This window comes from Azohydromonas lata, from assembly GCF_034427735.1.
GTDB classification, from domain to species: Bacteria; Pseudomonadota; Gammaproteobacteria; order Burkholderiales; family Burkholderiaceae_C; genus Azohydromonas; species Azohydromonas lata.
Genome location: NZ_JAXOJX010000002.1, coordinates 40,775 through 59,270, shown reverse-complemented (window position 1 = coordinate 59,270; position 18,496 = coordinate 40,775). Strand labels below are relative to the sequence as shown.

The following is an 18,496-nucleotide window of genomic DNA, read 5'->3' as shown; positions in this document are numbered from 1 at the left end:
CGAACTCAGTCAGCATCAACTCACATGTCCATTCTTGTGGTCCAAATCCCGCCCCGCGAACGGCTGAGCGTCGCCGGAGGCGAGGCGGCAGTGCGTGGCGGCGAATTCAGCTACGTCCTGAGCCCGGACGGGCTCGCCGTGGGCAGCAGCGGCCGCTGCGCCCCAGCCCTGCTGCCCAAGGCCGACACCGTGCTGGCCCTGCTGTCCGACACCGATTGCAGCTGGCTGCGTGCCGCCGCCCTGCCCAAGGCGCCGGCGGGCAAGCTGCGCGCGGCACTGCTGGGCCTGCTGGAGGAGTCGCTGCTGGACGATCCGGAGCTCGTCCACCTGGCGCTGGCGCCCAAGGCCACGCCGGGCGAGCCCACCTGGATCGCCGCCATGCACAAGCCCTGGCTGGCCGCGCAGCTGGCGCAGCTCGAAGGCGCCGGGCTGATCGTGGAGCGCGTGCTGCCCTGCGCCTGGCCGGACGCCACGCAGCCGCACGGCCACTTCAGCACCGTGCCCGGCAACGACCCGCAGGCGCCGCTGCGCCTGACCTGGAGCGACGCCGACGGCGTCACCGCGCTGCGCCTGCAAGGCGGCATGGCGCGGCAACTGTTGTCGCGCTGGCAGGAAGGCCCCGCCCGCTGGACCGCCACGCCCGCCGCCGCCACCGAGGCCGAGCGCTGGCTGGGCACCCCCGTGCAGTTGCTCGGCGACGAGGAGCGCGCCCTGGAGGCGGCCCGCTCGCTGTGGAACCTGCGCCAGTTCGACCTGGCGCCGCAGCACCGCGGCATGCTGGCGCTGCGCGACGCCTGGCGCCAGTTCCGCAGCCCGCCCTGGCGCCCGGTGCGCTGGGGCCTCGCAGGGCTGGCGGTGGCCCAACTGCTGGGCATGAACCTCAGCGCCTGGCAACTGCACCACGGCATACAGCAGCGCAAGCTGGCCATGGACCAGGTGCTGCGCGGGACCTTCCCGCAGGTGCGCGCCGTGCTGGACGCGCCGCTGCAGATGGAACGCGAAACGCAGGCGCTGCGCACGGCCGCCGGCCGCCCCGGCGAGTCGGACTTCGAGTCCCTGCTCTCGGCCGCCGCGCTGGCCTGGCCGCAGGGGCGGCCGCCGCTGGAGGGGCTGAAATTCGAGCCGGGGCGGCTGACGCTGCCCGCCACGGGCTGGAGCCCTGCCGAGATCGAAAACTTCCGTGCCCAGTTGCGCCCGGGCGGCTGGGCCGTCGAGGCCAGCGACGGGCGCCTGACGCTGCGGCCGCAGGGGGGCGTATGAACAAGGCCATGGCTTCCCGGGAACTGCAGCGCCTGCAGGCGCTGCGCGAGCAGTTGCGTGCGCGCTGGCGCGCCCTGGCACCGCGCGAGCGCCGGCTGTTGAGCGTGGCCGGCGTGCTGCTGGGCTTGCTGCTGCTGTGGCTGCTGGCCGTGCAGCCGGCCCTGCGCACGCTGCGCGAGGCGCCGACGGAGATTGACCGCCTGGAAACCCAGTTGCAGCGCATGCAGCGCCAGGCCGCAGAGGCGGGCGAGCTGCGCAACACCACGCCCGTGGCACCGGCGCAGAGCCTGGAAGCGCTGCGCGCGGCCACGCAGCGCCTGGGCGAGCGGGCCAAGCTGGTCGTCGCCGGCGAGCGCGTCACGGTCACGCTCACCGGCGTCGAAGGGCAGGAGTTGCGCGACTGGCTGGCCGAGGTGCGCAGCGGCGCCCGCGCCCGCCCGGTGGAAGTACAGCTCACGCGCGCCGGACAGGGCTTCAACGGCAGCCTGGTGCTGGCCCTGGGAGGCACGACTTGAAGCGCGCCCTGCCCTGGCGCCGCCGCGGCGGCCCGCGCGCCGATGCGCTGGCGCAGGCTGAAGCCGCGCTCACGGCGCAGGCCTGGCAGCGCATGCACCGCGCCAGCCGGCGTTGGGCCCTGTGGGGCGCGCTGGTGGGCGCGCTGCTGGCGCTGGTGCTGTTCGCGCCGGCGGCGTGGCTGGCGCAGGCCGTGGCCTCGGCCAGCAACCAGCGCGTGCTGCTGGTGCAGACGCGCGGCACGCTGTGGAACGGCAGCGCCGCGCTGGTGCTCGGCGCCGGCCCCGACAGCCGCGACGCCGTGCTGCTGCCCGGCCGGCTGGAGTGGACGCTGCGCCCGGCCGGCCTGCAGGCGGCGTTGCGCTTGCGCCAGGACTGCTGCATGGAGCAGCCGCTGCTGCTGACGCTGCAGCCCGGCCTGGGCCGCGTGCGCGCCACGCTGCAGCCGCCGCCGGGCGGCCGCCTGGGCCAGTGGCCCGCAGCCTGGCTGGCCGGCCTGGGCACGCCCTGGAACACGCTGCAGCTCGGCGGCCTGCTGAGCATGAGCTCGCCGGGCCTGCAGTTCGACTGGGCGCAGGGCCGGCTGGCCATGCAGGGCAGCGCGCAGATCGAGGTGCTGGGCATGTCCTCGCGGCTGTCCACGCTGCAGCCGCTGGGCAGCTACCGGCTGCTGGTGCAGGGCAGCGGCCAGGCCACGACCATGGAGCTCTCCACGCTGCAAGGTGCGCTGCAACTCTCGGGGCAAGGCCAGTGGGCCGGGTCCCGGCTGCGCTTCAGCGGCGAGGCCCGCGCCGCCGAGGGCAGCGAAGCCGCCTTGAACAACTTGCTGAACATCATCGGCCGGCGCCAGGGCGCGCGGGCCATCATCACGATCGGATGAGAATGAAGAAGATGCGCCCCATTTCCGCGCCGCAACGGCGCTCGTCCTTCTTCCTGGCGCGGCCGATTTCCTGCGCCGTGGTCGCCACGCTGCTGCTGCCGCCGCCGCTGTGGGCGCAGCAACCCCGCGCCGCGGCTTCAGCCCCGGTCCCGGCGCAGCCCAGCGGCCCGGCACTGAACTCGCGCACGCCGGTGACGCTGAACTTCGTCAATGCGGAGATCGAGGCCGTGACGCGCGCCGTCGCGGCCATGGTGGACCGGCAGATCCTGGTCGATCCGCGCGTGCGCGGCCAGATCACGCTCTACAGCGAGCAGCCGCTGACGGTGCGCCAGGCCTACCAGAACTACCTGGCGCAGTTGCGCGGGCTGGGCTTCACGGTGGTGGAAAGCGGCGGGCTGCTCAAGGTGGTGCCGGAAGCCGACGCCAAGCTGCAGGCCGGCACCGTGTCGGTTGGGCCGCCGGTGCAGCGCGGCGACCAGGTGCTCACGCAGATCTTCAGGCTCAACCACGAGAACCCCAACAACCTCGTGGCGGTGCTGCGGCCGCTGATCAGCCCAAACAACACCATCAACGCCAACCCCAGCACCAACACGCTGGTGATCACGGACTACGCGGACAACCTGCAGCGCATAGGACGCATCATCGCGGCGCTGGACCAGCCGGCCAACACCGACGTCGAGATCATCCCGCTGCGCTACGCCGTGGCCAGCGACGTGGTGACGCTGGTGCAGCGCCTGGCCGATGCCAGCGCCGGCGCGGGTGGCGTGCCGGGCGCGGCCCCGGGCGTGGCCGGCGGCGGCACGTCCATCCTGGCCGACCCGCGCAGCAACTCGCTGCTGGTGCGCGCGGCCAGCCCCGCGCGGCTGGCGCAGATACGCGCCACGGTGGAGAAGCTGGACCGCCCCATGGACGGCATGAGCGACGCGGGCAACATCCGCGTCGTCTACCTCAAGAACGCCGACGCCGTGCGCCTGGCCACCGTGCTGCGCGCGGCCTTCGCGGCGCAGACCCAGGCCGGCACGGGCGCGGGTGGTGCCGGCGGCGCAGGAGGAGGCATCGCCTCCGGCGCGGCCGCGGCCCCCGTGGCGCAGCAGCCCGTGGCGGCCCAAACCAGCTTCGGCGCCACCGGCGCGGGCAGCGGCACCAGCACCGGGCTGTCAGCCCAGGCCACCTCGCCGGTGCAGGCCACCGCACAGCCCAACACCGGCGGCTTCGTGCAGGCCGACCCGGCCACCAACTCGCTCATCATCACGGCGCCGGAGCCGCTGTACCGGCAACTGCGCGCCGTCATCGACCAGCTCGACTCGCGCCGCGCGCAGGTCTACGTCGAGTCCATGATCGTGCGCGTGGACGCCACCAAGCTCGCGCAGTTCGGCTTCCAGTGGCAAGGCATCCTGGGCAAGGAAGGCGACAAGAACTTCTTGTACTCGGGCACCAACTACAGCAACAACAACAACAACGTCTTCAGCATCATCCAGGGCGTCAACAGCCTGGTGGGCGGCTCGACGTCCAGCACCAGCAGCACGGGCTCGCTGCCCGGCGCGGGCTTGAACGTGGGCCTGGTGCGCCGCGTCAACGGTGCGGTCACGCTGGTGTCGCTGGCCAACTTCCTGCAGAACGACGTCGGCGGCAACGTGCTGTCCACGCCCAACCTCGTGGCGTTGGACAACGAGGAAGCCAAGATCGTCGTGGGCCAGAACGTGCCCTTCGTCACCGGCACCTTCACCAACACCGGCACGGGCACCGGCGCCATCAACCCCTTCCAGACCGTGGAGCGGCGCGATGTGGGCCTGACCTTGCGGCTGCGCAGCCAGATCGGCGAAGGCGGCACGGTGCGCATGACCATCTTCCAGGAGAACTCCGCCGTGGTGCAGGGCGCCACCACCGTCAACGGGCCGACCACGGACAAGAGCTCCATCGAGACCTCCGTGGTGGTGGACGACGGCCAGATCCTGGTGCTGGGCGGCCTCATGCGCGATGAGTACGCCGACAGCGAGGACCGCGTGCCCGGCCTGGCCGACCTGCCGGTGGTGGGCGCCCTCTTCAAGAGCCGCAACCGCCAGCGCGTCAAGAGCAACCTGCTGGTGTTCCTGCGCCCGGTGGTGCTGCGCACGCCCACGGACGCGCAGGCCCTCACGCTGGACCGCTACGACGCCATACGCGCCATGCAGCAAGGCAGCCAGCCGCAGCCCAGCTCGGTCACGCCCGTCAACGACGCGCCGGTGCTGCCCGTGCAGCCCCAGGTGCCCGGCCGCGGCTCGCCCATCGTGCCGGTGCGCCCCGTGTCGCCGCACGACGACAACACGCCGCCAACGCCAGCCCCCGTGCCTTTGCCGCCGCCGGCCAGCGCGCCGCCCGTGCCGTCCTCGATGGACGCGCCGGCCGCGCAGCCCCAGCCCGTGCCCGACGCCCGCGTGGACACGCCGCAAGGCCGCTGAAGGGCGGACTGCCGCACACGCCCCACCCGCAGTACCGAGGACCAAGCCATGGGTCGCTACCCCCTGCCCTACGCCTTCGCCAAGGCCAACGCGCTGCTGCTCGAAAGCGACGGCAGCCAGTTCACGCTGTGGAGCGGCGACACCACGCCGGCAGCGGCGATGTCGGAGGTGCTGCGGCTCTACGAGGTCGGCACCTTCGAGCGCGAGGCCGGCGCGACGCTGTCGCAGCGCATCGCCGCGGCCTACGCCGGGGGTGAGTCCAGCGCCGCGGCCGTGGTGGGCGAGGTGGAAAGCGCCGTGGACCTGAGCCGCATGATGCAGGACCTCCCCGCCGTGGAAGACCTGCTGGAAGCGGCCAACGACGCGCCCATCATCCGCATGCTCAACGCGCTGCTGACGCAGGCGGCCAAGGACGGCGCCAGCGACATCCACATCGAGCCCTACGAGCGCAGCTCCTCCGTGCGCTTTCGCGTGGACGGCACGCTGCGCGAGGTGGTGCAGCCCAACCGCGCGCTGCACGCGGCGCTGATCTCGCGGCTGAAGATCATGGCCGAGCTCGACATCGCCGAAAAACGCTTGCCGCAGGACGGGCGCATCTCGCTGCGCATTGGCGGGCGCGCCATCGACGTGCGCGTCTCCACCCTGCCCAGCGCCCACGGCGAGCGCGCCGTGCTGCGCCTGCTGGACAAGGGCGAGTCCAAGTTCTCGCTGGAGGGCCTGGGCATGAGCGGCAACGTGCTCTCCACCTTCGACCGCCTGGTGCACCAGCCCCACGGCATCGTGCTCGTCACCGGCCCAACCGGTTCCGGCAAGACCACCACGCTCTACGCCTCGCTGGGCCGGCTGGACACGGCCACCACCAACATCCTCACGGTGGAGGACCCGGTGGAATACGAGCTGCCGGGCATTGGGCAGACGCAGGTCAACGCGCGCATCGAGCTGACCTTCGCCAAGGCGCTGCGCGCCATCCTGCGCCAGGACCCGGACGTGATCATGATCGGCGAGATCCGCGACTACGAGACGGCGCAGATCGCCATCCAGGCCTCGCTCACCGGCCACCTGGTGCTGGCCACGCTGCACACCAACGACGCGCCCAGCGCCGTCACGCGGCTGACCGACATGGGCATCGAGCCCTTCCTGCTGTCCTCCAGCCTCCTGGGCGTGCTGGCGCAGCGCTTGGTGCGCAAGCTCTGCCCGGACTGCAAGCGCCAGGACGACGTGGGCCGCTGGCACCCCGTGGGCTGCCCGAACTGCGGCCACAGCGGCTACCGTGGCCGCACCGGCGTGTACGAGCTGATGGTGGCCGACGAGCAGGTGCGCGCCCTCATCCACGGCCGCGCCCCCGAGGCGCAGATGCGCGCCGCGGCCGAGGCCGCGGGTCTGCGCTCCATGCGCGAGGACGGCGACCGGCTGGTGGCCGAGGGCGTCACCTCGCCTGAGGAAGTGCTGCGCGTCACGCGCGAAGGCTGAAACGACCCATGCCCGCCTACCGCTTCGAGGCCCTCAAGGCCGACGGCAAGACCAGCACCGGGCTGCTGGAAGCCGACAACGCCCGCGCCGCCCGCGCCCAACTGCGCGCGCAGGCGCTGGTGCCGCTGCAGGTGCAGCCCGTGGCCGCGGGCTCGGAAGGCGCGGCCGGCGGCGCGGCGCGCTGGCGGGGGCGGGTGTTCGGCAACACGGCGCTGACGGTGTGGACGCGCCAGCTCGCCGGGCTGGTGTCCTCCGGGCTGCCGCTGGAGCGCGCCCTCACGGCGCTGGCCGACGAGGCCGAGGACCCGCGCCAGCGCGAGCTGGTGGCGCACCTGCGCAGCGAGGTCAACGCCGGCTCCTCCTTCGCCCGCGCGCTGGCCGGCGCGCCGCGCGAGTTCGACGACGTCTACCGCGCCGTCGTTTCCGCAGGCGAGCAAAGCGGTGCGCTGGGCACCGTGCTGGAGCGCCTGGCCAACGACCTGGAGGAGCGCCAGGCGCTGCGCGCGCGGCTGTTGGGCGCCACGCTCTACCCGGCCATCGTGTCGGTGATCGCGGTGGTGATCGTGGTCTTCCTGGTCACCTACGTCGTGCCGCAGGTGGCCTCGGTCTTCACCAGCTCCAAGCGCGCGCTGCCGGCACTCACGGTGGCCATGCTGGCGCTGAGCGACTTCGTCCGGCACTGGGGCTGGCTGATGCTGGCGCTGCTGGTGGCCGGCGGCATAGGCCTGGCCGCGGCGCGGCGCAATCCGGCCTTCCGCGAGCGCTTTGACGCCGGCTGGCTGCGGCTGCCGCTGGTCGGCCGCCTGGCGCGCGGCTACAACGCGGCGCGCTTCGCGGGCACGCTGGCCATGCTGGCCGACGCGGGCGTGCCCATCCTCAAGGCGCTGCAGGCGGCCGCCGAGACCCTCTCCAACCGCGCCATGCGCGCCGACGCGCTGGACGCCCTGGTGCAGGTGCGCGAGGGCGCGCCGCTGGCGCTGGCGCTGGCGGCGAAAAAACGCTTTCCGGGCCTGCTGCCCATGTTCGCCCGCCTGGGCGAGCAGACCGGCGAGCTGCCGCAGATGCTGGGCCGCGCCGCCGCGCAGCTCGGCGCCGAGGTGCAGCGCCGCGCACTGGCGCTGGCCACCATCCTGGAGCCGCTGCTCATCGTGGGCATGGGCGGCGTGGTGATGCTCATCGTCCTGGCCGTGCTGCTGCCCATCATCCAGCTCAACACCTGGGTCAAGTAAGCGCCCTGGGCGCTGCGTCGCGGCGGCGTCCGGCAGAACAACCGTGAACTTCGTCCGCACCACCGTCTGCACAACGGGCCTGTCTCTTGCTTAAATGACAGGGAAACAAGGCGCCGCGGCACTGGCCATCCGCGCTGGTTGGCGGTTGGTGGGCAGCGGGCGCCTCGCGAAGTGCAAGGAGGTGTGTTCATGGCTGCCCCGTCGACCGATCTCGTTCCGTCCCCGCCGCCCAGCGCGATCCCGATCGCCAGCCTGCGCAACCTCTACCGTGTCGATGAGGTCGAGCGCCGGCTGACCAAGCTGCCCCCGCGCGAGCACGAGCACCTGCGCAGCACCTATGAGCGCATGCTGGAAAAGGGCCCCGAGCGCTTCCAGGTCAAGCCTTCCGGCCTGCCGGCCATGCAGCACCTGTACGAGGAGCTGCCCAACTTCCGCGAGGTGCTGGACGACGTGCGCCGCCAGCTCGCGCTCTGCCACGACAGCCGCGACGCGCTGGAAATCACGCCCATGCTGCTGCTTGGGCCGCCCGGCATAGGCAAGACGCACTTCGCCCGCGCCGTGTCGCAGTTGCTGGGTACCGGCCTGGGCTTCATCTCCATGAGCTCGCTCACCGCCGGCTGGGTGCTCAGCGGCGCCTCCAGCCAATGGAAGGGAGCGCGCCCGGGCAAGGTGTTCGAAACGCTGGTGGACGGCGCCTACGCCAACCCGGTGATGGTGGTGGACGAGATCGACAAGGCCCGCGCCGAGCAGGCCTACGACCCGTTGGGCGCGCTCTACGGGCTGCTGGAGCACGACACGGCGCACAGCTTCACCGACGAGTTCGCCGAGGTGCCCATAGACGCCAGCCAGGTGATCTGGATCGCCACGGCCAACGACGAGCGCGGCATTCCCGAGCCCATCCTCAACCGCATGAACGTGTTCGAGGTGCAGTCGCCGGACCATGACGCGGCGCGCAGCATCGCGCTGCGGCTGTACGCGGGCATACGCGCCACGCACGACTGGGGCCGGCGCTTCGAGGCCGAGCCGCTGGAGGAGGTGCTGGAGCGGCTAGCGGCCATGGCGCCGCGCGAGATGCGCCGCACCTGGATGACGGCCTTCGGCAACGCCCGCCTGGCCGGGCGCGACCACATCGAGCTGGCCGACCTGCCCGGCGCCGCCGCCAAGCGCACGCCCATGGGTTTCACGGCGCAGTAGCCCGCCACGGCGCCCCGCGCAGACCGCCCCGTCAGGCCGTGGGCGGCTCCTTGGGCGGCGGCCGCGGCGCCACCATGGCTGCCGCTAGGCCGTCCGAGGCCGGCCGCGCCCAGGCGTCCAGCAGCGTGTAGGCCACGGCCAGCACCACCGGGCCGATGAAGATGCCCACCAGGCCGAAGGCCAGCAGCCCGCCGATCACGCCGGTGAAGATGAGCAGCAGCGGCAAGTCCGCCCCCAGCCGTATGAGCACCGGGCGAACGATGTTGTCCATGGTGGCCACCACCAGCGACCACACCGCCAGGAACACGCCCCAGCCGGTTTCGCCGCTCCAGAACACCCACACCGTGGCCGGCACCAGCACCGGCAGCGCGCCGATCTGCGCGATGCAGAGCATGAACATGGCCATGGTCAGCAGCCCCGCCATGGGCACGCCGGCCAGCGCCAGCCCAACGCCGGCCAGCAGCGCCTGTATCAGCGCCGTGCCGCCCACGCCCAGGGCCACGCCGCGGATGGCCTGCGCAGCCAGCTCCACCACGGCCACGCCCTGCTCGCCCCCCAGCCGCCGCGCAAAGCGCACCAGCGCCGCGGCCCAGCCCTCGCCCGTGGCGTACATCACCGAGGCCAGCGCCGCGGTCACTAGGAACTGCAGCAGCAGCCGCCCAACGCTGCCCACCTCCAGCAGCAGCCAGCGCGTGAGGTTGCCCGCGTAGGGCGTGAGCAGGTTGAACAGGCCGTCCACGCCCAGCGAGACGGCCTCGGACCAGGCGCGCTTGAGCTGCACGCCGACAAAGGGCAGCCCGGAGAGCCACTGCGGCGGCGTGCGGGGCGGACGCCAGGTGGTGAGCAGCCGCACGGCCTCGCCGATCTGGTCGATGTGGTTGATCAGCGCCGCCACCGCCAGCGTCAGCGGCAGCAGCAGCAGCACGACCAGCAGCAGCGTCATCACCGTCACCGCCAGCCAGCGCCGGTTCCACAGCCGGCGCTGCAGCGTCAGCAGCAGCGGCCAGGTGGAGACCACCAGCATGGCCGCCCAAATGCCCGGGCCGAGGAAGGGGCGCAGTATCCACAGCGAGCCGACGATCAGCGCCGCGATGAACAGCACGCCCAACGTGGTGCGGGGCAGGTCTTGGGAGGGCATGGACATGGGCGGCGCGCGTCGTTGGCAAGGAACCCGGGGATGCTACCCACCCCGTCCCCGGGGATCGCCTTGCCAGGGGCTCAGTACGACAGGCCGGTGGTGCTGGCGTCAGGCGTGCCGCCGGTGTTGCCGGCGCTGAAGTACTGGTAGATGAAGTGGCCGGTATCCGCTTTCACGAGCACGCGTTCGCCAAAAGCCGCTTCACGGATTTGCAGCACGCCGCCGGGCTGAAGGCTGCCGCCCACCAGCTTGGTGAAGGACGTGGGCTGGGTCAGGACGTAGTCGTGGCCGTTCACCCTCACGTTGCCGTGCACGGCCACGCTGGAGCTGTCCGCGGAAGTCGCCACGTCAACCGCGTAATCGGCTCGCACCGCCGTGCTGCCCTCGTTGAAGGTGGCATTGCTGAGGCTGATGGACAGCGTGTTCACGGTCCCGATGGCAAAGCTCACCGCCGCGCCGCCACTGAGGGTGGCCCCATCCGCATTCAGGCCGTTGAAGCTCAGCGACAGCGAGCCGGACGAAGCGCCGTACCCCGTCACCGAAATGCCCAATCCGCCATTGATGGGCATGCCGTCCACGACGCAGCCGTGGAACTGGAGGTTGGCGGAATCGCCCTGCGACAACCGGCCGTTGTTGTCGGCGTCCGAAACCGATCCGTCCACGTATCCACCGTCCGGACAAGACACAGGCTTGGTTTGCGTCGCCTGGGCCTGCTCGCGCCCGCTGGCGCCCTGGTCCAGCAGGCGCTGGAGCAGGCCCACGGGGTCGGCGGGGATGCTTGAAGCCTGGCCGGCTTCCTGAATTCCCTCCAGGCTGGAAATACCTCTCAGGCCGTCGGCTGCGGCCAGGACGGCAAGCATGGAGTCCGACACCGAGCCGGCAACCTCCTGGTAGGTCGTGGCCGTGATGCCCGGCGACGTGGGTGCCGGCTCGGAACTGCCCCCGCCTCCACCGCCGCAAGCGGACAACAACAGGCCGGCTGCGCAGGCCACGGGCAGCAGCCGCATCGAGATCTTGTTCATGCTTGTTTTCCTGGTTTGAGATGTCCCCTGCCGCGCCACCACGGCGCCGGCAGCAGGACGCGGCCCCCTCGACCGCCGCCGCGCATTGTGGAGAAGCCCGCAACCGGAGCGCCTCGCGCCGCTTGCGGCACATCAAGACCCGGGTGCAAAGCGCCGCCAGCCGGCCGCGGCCGCACCCACGCGCCACGGCAACGCGGGCTCAGTCCGCCGGCCCGTAGTGGCGCAGCTTGTCGAGTGCCAGCACGCGCACGCCGCCGTATTCGATGCGGATCACGCCCTCGGCCTGCATGCTGCGCAGCGCGCGGTTGACGCGCTGGCGCGACAAGCCCACCAGGTAGGCCAGCTCCTGCTGCGTGATGCGCAGCATCTCGCCCACGCCCGGGTACAGCACCGGATCGAACAGCGCGGCCAGGCTGCGCGCCACGCGGGCATCGGGCTGCGTCAGCCGGTCGATGTCGCGCGCCGCGATGAACTGGCCCAGCCGCTCGTTGAGCTGCTGCATCAGGAAGCGGTTGAAGCCCAGGCTGCTCTCCAGCAGCCGGTCGAAGCAGTCGATGGGCAGCCCGGCAATGACGCTGCGCCGCAGCGCCTGCACGTTGAAGCGGTAGCCCTCGCGCTTGAGCGCCGTGCCCTCGCCGAACCAGCCGCCCGGCGGCACGCCCATGTAGGTCACGGTGGTGCCGTGGGCGCCGTCGTTGCCCACCTTGAGCAGCCCGTCCAGCACGCCGAACCAGTAGATGGGCGGGCGCCCAACCCGGCACAGCAGCTCGCCGGGCTCCACCTCCACCACGCGCAGCGACGCCAGCGCCTGCTCGCGCGCCCCGGGCTCCAGCCGGGACAGCCACGGGATGCCCGGCAGCTCTTGAGCCCGCGGCATGCGCGAGCGGGAAAGCAGCGGGGCCGAGGGCGTGAGGTCGGTCAAGGCCATGCGGGAAACCCCCTTTGGGACAGACCCGGAGATTGTCGCCGTCGCGACAACTCGGCGTCAAAGTGCCGCCCAGAATCCGTGCACTTCGCCGCCACACCGGGGGCGAAGCCGCTGTCGGGAGACGCCGTTGACGACTTTTCCTCACCTGCTGCTTGAACATGCCGCCCAACGCCCGCAGGCCCCCGCGCTGCGCGAGAAGGACCTGGGCATCTGGCAAACGCTGACCTGGGGCGAGCTTGCGGAGCTCGTGCGCGCGCTGGCGCATGGCCTGTCCGCGGCCGGGCTGCGGCGCGGCGAGCACCTGATCGTCGTGGGCGAGAACCGGCCGCGGCTGTACGCGGCCATGCTGGCGGCGCAGTCGCTGGGCGCGGTGCCCGTGCCGCTGTACCAGGACGCGGTGGCGGCGGAGTTCGTCTTCCCGTTGCGCAATGCCGAGGCGCGCTTCGTGGTCGCCGAGGACCAGGAGCAGATCGACAAGTTCCTGGAGATCCGCGAGCAGTGCCCGCTGCTGCAGGGCCTGTGGTTCGATGACCCGCGTGGCCTGCGCAACTACCGCGAGCCGGGCCTGGCCTCGCTGGATGCGCTGGCGGAGTCCGGCCGCGCCCACGCCGCGCAGCACCCCGGCTTCTTCGAGGCCGAGGCGCGCCGGGTCCAGCCCGCCGACGTCGCGGCCATGTTCTACACGTCGGGCACCACCGGCACGCCCAAGGGTGTGGTGCACACCCACGCCTCGCTGCTGGACCGCGCGCAGGCCGGCGCGCGCTTCGACAAGCTCACCGCCGCCGAGGAGGTGCTGGCCTACCTGCCGCCGGCCTGGATAGGCCAGAACATCTTCAGTTATGCCCAGTGGCTGGCTTGCGGTTACGTCGTCAACTGCCCTGAGTCGGCCGCCACGGTGTCCATCGACCTGAAGGAGATTGGGCCGACCTACTACTTCGCGCCGCCGCGCGTCTTCGAAGGCCTGCTCACCAGCGTCATGGTGCGCATGGAGGACGCCGGCAAGCTCAAGCGCTGGCTGTTCGAGCGCTTCATGGCGCTGGCCCGCCGCGTGGGCCCGGCCCGCCTCGACGGCAAGCCGCTGCCGCTCACCGACCGGCTGGCCTGGAAGCTGGGCGACTTGTGCATCTACGGTCCGCTGCGCAACCAGTTGGGCATGTCGCGCGTGCGCGTGGCCTACACCGCGGGCGAGGCCATTGGGCCGGACCTGTTCAGCTTCTACCGCGCCATAGGCGTCAACCTCAAGCAGCTCTACGGCTCCACCGAGACGGCGGTGTTCGTGTGCTTGCAGCCCGACCACGAGGCGAAGGCCGATACGGTGGGCGTGCCGATCGAGGGGGTGGAGCTGCGCATTACCGCCGACGGCGAGGTGCTGGTGAAATCCTCGGGGCTGCTGCAAGGTTACTTCCGCAACCCGCAGGCCACGGCCGAGGCGCTGCAGGACGGGTGGTTTCGCACCGGCGACGCCGGCTTCCTGGACGCGGGCGGCCACCTCAAGATCATCGACCGCGCCAAGGACGTCGGCCGGCTCAAGGGCGGCGCTTTCGACGGCGCCATGTTCGCGCCCAAGTACGTGGAGAACAAGCTGAAATTCTTCCCGTACGTGAAGGAGGCCGTGGCCTTCGGCGACGGGCGCGACCAGGTCTGCGCCTTCGTCAACATCGACATGGAAGCCGTGGGCCATTGGGCCGAGCGCCGCAACCTGCCCTACACCGGCTACACCGACCTGGCAGCCAAGCCGCAGGTGCTGGAGCTCATCCGCGGCTGCGTCGAGCAGGTCAACGCCGACCTGGCGCGCGACGAGCAGCTCGCCGGATGCCAGGTGCACCGCTTCCTGGTGCTGCACAAGGAGCTGGACGCCGACGACGGCGAGCTCACCCGCACGCGCAAGGTGCGCCGCGGCTTCATCGCCGAGCGCTACGCGCCGCTGTTGCAGGCCCTCTTCGAAGGGCGCGAGAGCCAGTTCATCGAAACCCCGGTGAAGTTCGAGGACGGGCGCAGCGGCGTGGTCAGCGCCACGCTGCGCATCGCCGACGCCAAAACCTACCCCGTCGCCCGGAGGGCCGCTTGATGAACGCCATCGTCAGCTCCGAGCTGCTTGCCCAGCCCGCCACCATGCCCTCGCCCGACCTGGAGCCGCCCGCCGCCACGGGGCGCCGCATCGGCGACGTCATCCTGGCCGTCAACCACATCACGCTGCGCTTTGGCGGCGTCAAGGCGCTCACCGACATCAGCTTCGACGTGAGGGAGCACGAGATCCGCTCCATCATCGGCCCCAACGGTGCCGGCAAGAGCTCCATGCTCAACTGCATCAACGGCGTGTACCAGCCGCAGGAAGGCTCCATCACCCTGCGCGGCAAGAGTTTCAAGAACATGAACCCGCGCCAGGTCGCGGAAGCGGGCGTGGCCCGCACCTTCCAGAACCTGGCCCTGTTCAAGGGCATGAGCGTGCTGGACAACATCATGGCCGGGCGCAACCTGCGCATGAAGGCCAACATCTTCCAGCAGGCGCTGCGGCTGGGCCCGGCGCTGCGCGAGGAGATAGCGCAGCGCGAGAAGGTGGAACGCATCATCGACTTCCTGGAGATCCAGCCCTGGCGCAAGACGCCCGTGGGCCGCCTGCCCTACGGCCTGCAAAAGCGCGTGGACCTGGGGCGGGCGCTGGCGATGGAGCCCTCGGTGCTGCTGCTGGACGAGCCCATGGCGGGCATGAACGTCGAGGAAAAGCAGGACATGTGCCGCTTCATCCTCGACGTCAACGACGAGTTCGGCACCACCATCGTCCTCATCGAGCACGACATGGGCGTGGTGATGGACATCTCCGACCGCGTCGTGGTGCTGGACTACGGCAAGAAGATCGGCGACGGCGCACCGGATGAAGTGCGCAGCAACCCCGACGTCATCAGCGCCTACCTCGGCGCCGGCCACTGACCGCGGCAGCGGCGAACGCAGGAACGACATCCATGGGCTTTTTCCTTGAAACCCTGATCGGCGGCCTGATGGTGGGCATGCTGTACGCGCTGGTGGCACTGGGCTTCGTGCTCATCTTCAAGGCCAGCGGCGTCTTCAACTTCGCGCAGGGCGCGATGGTGCTGTTCGCGGCCCTGGCCATGGCGCGCTTCTCGGAGTGGCTGCCGGCGTGGCTGGGCATCGAGAGCCGGCTGCTCATCAACGTGCTGGCCGGGCTGTGCGCCGCCTCGCTCATGGTGCTGGTGGCGTGGATGGTGGAGCGCTTCGTGCTGGGCAAGCTGGTCAACCAGGAGGGCATCACACTGCTCATGGCCACGCTGGGCATCGCCTACCTGATGGACGGCACGGGCCAGCTCATCTTCGGCAGCTCGACCTACAAGATCGACGTGGGCATGCCCAAGGACCCGCTGTTCGTCCTGGACAGCGTCTTCCCCGGCGGGCTGCTCATCAACCAGGAGGACCTCGCCGCCGCGGCCGTCGCCGCCGCGCTGGTGGCTGTGCTCTCGCTCTTCTTCCAGAAGACCGGCACGGGCCGCGCGCTGCGCGCCGTGGCCGACGACCACCAGGCCGCGCAATCCATCGGCATCCCGCTGTCGCGCATCTGGGTCATCGTCTGGTCGATCGCCGGCGCCGTGGCGCTGGTGGCGGCCATCATCTGGGGCTCCAAGCTGGGCGTGCAGTACTCGATTTCGCTGGTCGCGTTCAAGGCTTTCCCGGTGGTGATCCTGGGCGGGCTGACCTCGGTGCCGGGCGCCATCATCGGCGGGCTGATCATCGGCGCGGGCGAGAAGCTGTCTGAAATTTATGTCGGCCCCATGCTTGGAGGCGGCATAGAGAACTGGTTCGCCTACGTGCTGGCGCTGGGCTTCCTGCTGGTGCGGCCGCAGGGACTGTTCGGCGACCGCATCATCGACCGCGTCTGAGGAAGGCCAAGCCATGCTTTACCGCGAAAACGGCCAGTTCAAGCAGAGCTACGCCGCCGACCTGCAGATCTTCCCCGTGCTGCAGGACCGCGTGGCCGTGCTGGCCCTGGTGGCCTGCGCCATCTTCCTGCCCTTCGTCGCCAGCGACTACCTGCTGCGCGCGGTGCTCATTCCGTTTCTGATCCTGTCGCTGGCCGCGCTGGGCCTGAACATCCTGGTGGGCTACTGCGGGCAGATCTCGCTGGGCACGGGCGCCTTCATGGCCATCGGCGCCTACGCCGCCTACAACCTGCACGCGCGCGTGCCCGGCATGCCGCTGCTGGTGTCGCTCATCGGCGGCGGGCTGGCGGCCACGGTGTTCGGCGTGGCCTTCGGCATCCCCAGCCTGCGCATCCGCGGCCTGTACCTCGCGGTGGCGACGCTGGCGGCGCAGTTCTTTACCGACTGGTTCACCAACCGCGTCAAGTGGGTGACCAACGACTCGGCCTCCGGCTCGGTGAGCGTGGGCGACCTGCAGTTCCTGGGCCTGGCGCTGGACACGCCCGCGCGCCGCTACCTGCTGTGCCTGGGGCTGGTGATGGTGTTCGCGCTGCTGGCCAAGAACCTGGTGCGCGGCGCCATAGGCCGGCAGTGGATGGCCATGCGCGACATGGACGTGGCCGCCGCCGTCATCGGCATCCGCCCCATCTACGCCAAGCTCAGCGCCTTTGCGGTGAGCTCCTTCATCGTGGGCGTGGCCGGCGCCTTGTGGGGCTTCGTGCACCTGGGGAGCTGGGAGCCCGCGGCCTTCGGCCTGGAGCGCTCGCTGCAGCTGCTGTTCATGGTGATCATCGGCGGGCTGGGCTCGATTTCCGGCGCCTTCCTGGGCGCGGGCTTCATCGTGCTGTTGCCGCTGCTGCTGAACTACGCGCCGCACTGGCTGGGCCTGCCCATCTCCACGGGCACGGCCTCGCACCTGGAGCACATGATCTTCGGCGCGCTGATCGTGTTCTTCCTCATCGTCGAGCCGCACGGCCTGGCGCGGCTGTGGCTCACCGGGCGCGAGAAGCTGCGCCTGTGGCCCTTCCCGCATTGACCGCACCGAGCGCCCAACACCAACCGCATGGACCACGGCGCCCGCCCGTTGCGTGCGCCCCCGCTTTCCCGACCGCACAGACCAAGACACCGGAGAAGGAGACAACGCATGAAGCTCAAGACTTTCGCACTGGCCGCCGCCACCGCCGCCGCCATGCTGGCCGCCCCGCTGTCCACCGTGGCCGCGCCCGCGGACCAGGGCGAGCAGTTCATCCCGCTGCTGGTCTACCGCACGGGCCAGTTCGCGCCGCTGGGCATTCCCTGGGCCGATGGCAAGCAGGACTACCTGAAACTGGTCAACGCGCGCGACGGCGGCGTCAACGGCGTGAAGCTGGTGTTCGAGGAGTGCGAGACGGCCTACGACGCGGCCAAGGGCGTGGAGTGCTACGAGCGGCTCAAGGGCAAGGGCGGCGGCGCGGCGGGGTTCGACCCGCAATCCACCGGCATCACCTTCGCCGTGACCGACAAGGCCTTCAACGACAAGGTCTCCATCGAGACCCTGGGCTACGGCCTGTCGGCCTCGGCCGACGGCACGGTGTTCGAGTGGAACTTCCCGCTGCTGGGCACCTACTGGACGGCCGCCGACGTGATGCTGCAGGACATCGCCAAGAAGGCCGGCGGCTTGAAGGGCAAGAAGATCGCCCTCGTCTACCACGACTCGCCCTACGGCAAGGAGCCCATCGCGCTGCTGCAAAAGCGCGCCGCGCGCGACGGGTTCGATCTCGCCCTCTTCCCCGTGACGCCGCCCGGCGTGGAGCAGAAATCCACCTGGCTGCAGATCCGCCAGCAGCGCCCGGAGTACGTGCTGTTCTGGAGCGCGGGCGTGATGACGCCCGCCGGCATCCGCGAAGCCCAGGCCAGCGGCTACCCGCGCGACAAGATCTACGCCATCTGGTGGGCCGGCTCCGACCACGACGTGAAGGACTTGGGCGACGCGGCCAAGGGCTACAACGCCATCACCATCCACAACAGCGCCGCGCGCGACAAGGTCCACGACGACCTGAAGAAGTACGTCTACGACAAGGGCCAGGGCGCGTCCGCCGGCGAGATCGGCGCCATGGCGCACACACGCGGGATGATGATCGCCATGCTGCAGGTCGAGGCCATTCGCACCGCGCAGGAGAAGTACGGCAAGGGCAAGGTCATGACGCCGGAGCAGGTGCGCTGGGGTTTCGAGAATCTCAACCTCACCGCGGAGCGCCTGAAGGCGCTGGGCTTCTCGGAAATTATGCGGCCGGTCAAGACCAGCTGCGAGAACCACATGGGCACCGACTGGGCCCGCGTGGCGCAGTGGGACGGGGCCAAGTGGAACGTCACCAGCGACTGGTACCAGGCTGACAAGTCGCTCATTGACCCGCTGGTCAAGGAAGCCTCGGCCAAGTACGCCAAGGACAAGGGCCTCAAGGTCCGCAGCTGCAACTGACCCGGCAGCCGCCGCCGCACCTTCGCTCCACCACCGC

15 protein-coding genes are annotated in these 18,496 nt (G+C 70.8%); 12 read left to right on the top strand and 3 right to left on the bottom strand.

What is annotated here, in order from left to right; genetic code table 11:
• The first annotated feature begins 24 nt into the window (after positions 1-24).
• The 7 genes from gspL (at position 25) to SM757_RS02295 (ending at position 8,984) form a co-directional block, all read left to right on the top strand.
• Positions 25-1,260, top strand: coding sequence for a type II secretion system protein GspL (gene gspL / locus SM757_RS02325; RefSeq protein ID WP_322464237.1), 1,236 nt, complete (start codon positions 25-27; stop codon positions 1,258-1,260).
• A gap of 8 nt (positions 1,261-1,268) precedes the next feature.
• Positions 1,269-1,775 (top strand): type II secretion system protein GspM, encoded by a 507-nt coding sequence (gene gspM / locus SM757_RS02320; RefSeq protein WP_322464236.1) that lies wholly within the window; start codon positions 1,269-1,271, stop codon positions 1,773-1,775.
• On the top strand, positions 1,772-2,653 hold the full coding sequence (gene gspN / locus SM757_RS02315; RefSeq protein ID WP_322464235.1) for a type II secretion system protein N: 882 nt from the start codon (positions 1,772-1,774) through the stop codon (positions 2,651-2,653). Before gspM ends, gspN begins: the two co-directional genes overlap by 4 nt.
• 2 nt (positions 2,654-2,655) lie before the next feature.
• Positions 2,656-5,091 (top strand): type II secretion system secretin GspD, encoded by a 2,436-nt coding sequence (gene gspD / locus SM757_RS02310; protein ID WP_238455683.1) that lies wholly within the window; start codon positions 2,656-2,658, stop codon positions 5,089-5,091.
• Positions 5,092-5,139: 48 nt separating this feature from the next.
• The gene (gene gspE, locus SM757_RS02305; protein ID WP_066332169.1) at positions 5,140-6,561 is read left to right on the top strand and encodes a type II secretion system ATPase GspE; all 1,422 of its coding nucleotides are present in this window, start codon (positions 5,140-5,142) and stop codon (positions 6,559-6,561) included.
• Between the two features lie 8 nt (positions 6,562-6,569).
• Positions 6,570-7,790, top strand: coding sequence for a type II secretion system inner membrane protein GspF (gspF, locus tag SM757_RS02300; protein ID WP_066332171.1), 1,221 nt, complete (start codon positions 6,570-6,572; stop codon positions 7,788-7,790).
• Positions 7,791-7,979: 189 nt separating this feature from the next.
• Positions 7,980-8,984, top strand: a complete 1,005-nt coding sequence (locus SM757_RS02295; protein WP_066332260.1) for an AAA family ATPase — start codon at positions 7,980-7,982, stop codon at positions 8,982-8,984.
• 31 nt (positions 8,985-9,015) lie between these two features.
• On the opposite strand, the gene ydiK is transcribed toward SM757_RS02295, so the two are convergent.
• The 3 genes from ydiK to SM757_RS02280 all read right to left on the bottom strand — a co-directional run bounded on the left by ydiK (position 9,016) and on the right by SM757_RS02280 (position 12,072).
• On the bottom strand, positions 9,016-10,128 hold the full coding sequence (ydiK, locus tag SM757_RS02290) for an AI-2E family transporter YdiK (protein ID WP_322464234.1): 1,113 nt from the start codon (positions 10,126-10,128) through the stop codon (positions 9,016-9,018).
• Between the two features lie 74 nt (positions 10,129-10,202).
• Positions 10,203-11,144: a hypothetical protein gene (locus SM757_RS02285; protein ID WP_066332174.1), complete on the bottom strand. Its 942-nt coding sequence runs from the start codon at positions 11,142-11,144 to the stop codon at positions 10,203-10,205.
• A gap of 199 nt (positions 11,145-11,343) precedes the next feature.
• Positions 11,344-12,072 (bottom strand): Crp/Fnr family transcriptional regulator, encoded by a 729-nt coding sequence (locus SM757_RS02280; RefSeq protein WP_066332176.1) that lies wholly within the window; start codon positions 12,070-12,072, stop codon positions 11,344-11,346.
• A 127-nt stretch (positions 12,073-12,199) separates the two neighbouring features.
• Here SM757_RS02280 and SM757_RS02275 point away from each other — a divergent pair, with 127 nt between their 5' ends.
• The 5 genes from SM757_RS02275 (at position 12,200) to SM757_RS02255 (ending at position 18,459) form a co-directional block, all read left to right on the top strand.
• Positions 12,200-14,140: an AMP-dependent synthetase/ligase gene (locus tag SM757_RS02275; RefSeq protein ID WP_066332177.1), complete on the top strand. Its 1,941-nt coding sequence runs from the start codon at positions 12,200-12,202 to the stop codon at positions 14,138-14,140.
• A 44-nt stretch (positions 14,141-14,184) separates the two neighbouring features.
• On the top strand, positions 14,185-15,000 hold the full coding sequence (locus SM757_RS02270) for an ABC transporter ATP-binding protein (protein ID WP_066332262.1): 816 nt from the start codon (positions 14,185-14,187) through the stop codon (positions 14,998-15,000).
• A gap of 32 nt (positions 15,001-15,032) precedes the next feature.
• Positions 15,033-15,962, top strand: coding sequence for a branched-chain amino acid ABC transporter permease (locus SM757_RS02265; RefSeq protein ID WP_066332179.1), 930 nt, complete (start codon positions 15,033-15,035; stop codon positions 15,960-15,962).
• Between the two features lie 13 nt (positions 15,963-15,975).
• Complete coding sequence (locus tag SM757_RS02260; protein WP_066332181.1) at positions 15,976-17,037, top strand: branched-chain amino acid ABC transporter permease; 1,062 nt, start codon at positions 15,976-15,978, stop codon at positions 17,035-17,037.
• 108 nt (positions 17,038-17,145) lie between these two features.
• Entirely contained in the window at positions 17,146-18,459 is a 1,314-nt protein-coding gene (locus SM757_RS02255) for an ABC transporter substrate-binding protein (protein WP_066332182.1), read from the top strand.
• The last annotated feature ends 37 nt before the right edge of the window (positions 18,460-18,496 follow it).

Coding starts and splice junctions, on each gene's coding strand:
- ydiK (WP_322464234.1), bottom strand. CDS start 10,128: ATGTCCATGCCCTCCCAAGACCTGCCCCGCACCACGTTGGGCGTGCTG.
- gspD (WP_238455683.1), top strand. CDS start 2,656: ATGAAGAAGATGCGCCCCATTTCCGCGCCGCAACGGCGCTCGTCCTTC.
- SM757_RS02260 (WP_066332181.1), top strand. CDS start 15,976: ATGCTTTACCGCGAAAACGGCCAGTTCAAGCAGAGCTACGCCGCCGAC.
- gspE (WP_066332169.1), top strand. CDS start 5,140: ATGGGTCGCTACCCCCTGCCCTACGCCTTCGCCAAGGCCAACGCGCTG.
- SM757_RS02280 (WP_066332176.1), bottom strand. CDS start 12,072: ATGGCCTTGACCGACCTCACGCCCTCGGCCCCGCTGCTTTCCCGCTCG.
- SM757_RS02270 (WP_066332262.1), top strand. CDS start 14,185: ATGCCCTCGCCCGACCTGGAGCCGCCCGCCGCCACGGGGCGCCGCATC.
- SM757_RS02285 (WP_066332174.1), bottom strand. CDS start 11,144: ATGAACAAGATCTCGATGCGGCTGCTGCCCGTGGCCTGCGCAGCCGGC.
- SM757_RS02265 (WP_066332179.1), top strand. CDS start 15,033: ATGGGCTTTTTCCTTGAAACCCTGATCGGCGGCCTGATGGTGGGCATG.
- gspF (WP_066332171.1), top strand. CDS start 6,570: ATGCCCGCCTACCGCTTCGAGGCCCTCAAGGCCGACGGCAAGACCAGC.
- SM757_RS02295 (WP_066332260.1), top strand. CDS start 7,980: ATGGCTGCCCCGTCGACCGATCTCGTTCCGTCCCCGCCGCCCAGCGCG.
- gspL (WP_322464237.1), top strand. CDS start 25: ATGTCCATTCTTGTGGTCCAAATCCCGCCCCGCGAACGGCTGAGCGTC.
- SM757_RS02255 (WP_066332182.1), top strand. CDS start 17,146: ATGAAGCTCAAGACTTTCGCACTGGCCGCCGCCACCGCCGCCGCCATG.
- gspM (WP_322464236.1), top strand. CDS start 1,269: ATGGCTTCCCGGGAACTGCAGCGCCTGCAGGCGCTGCGCGAGCAGTTG.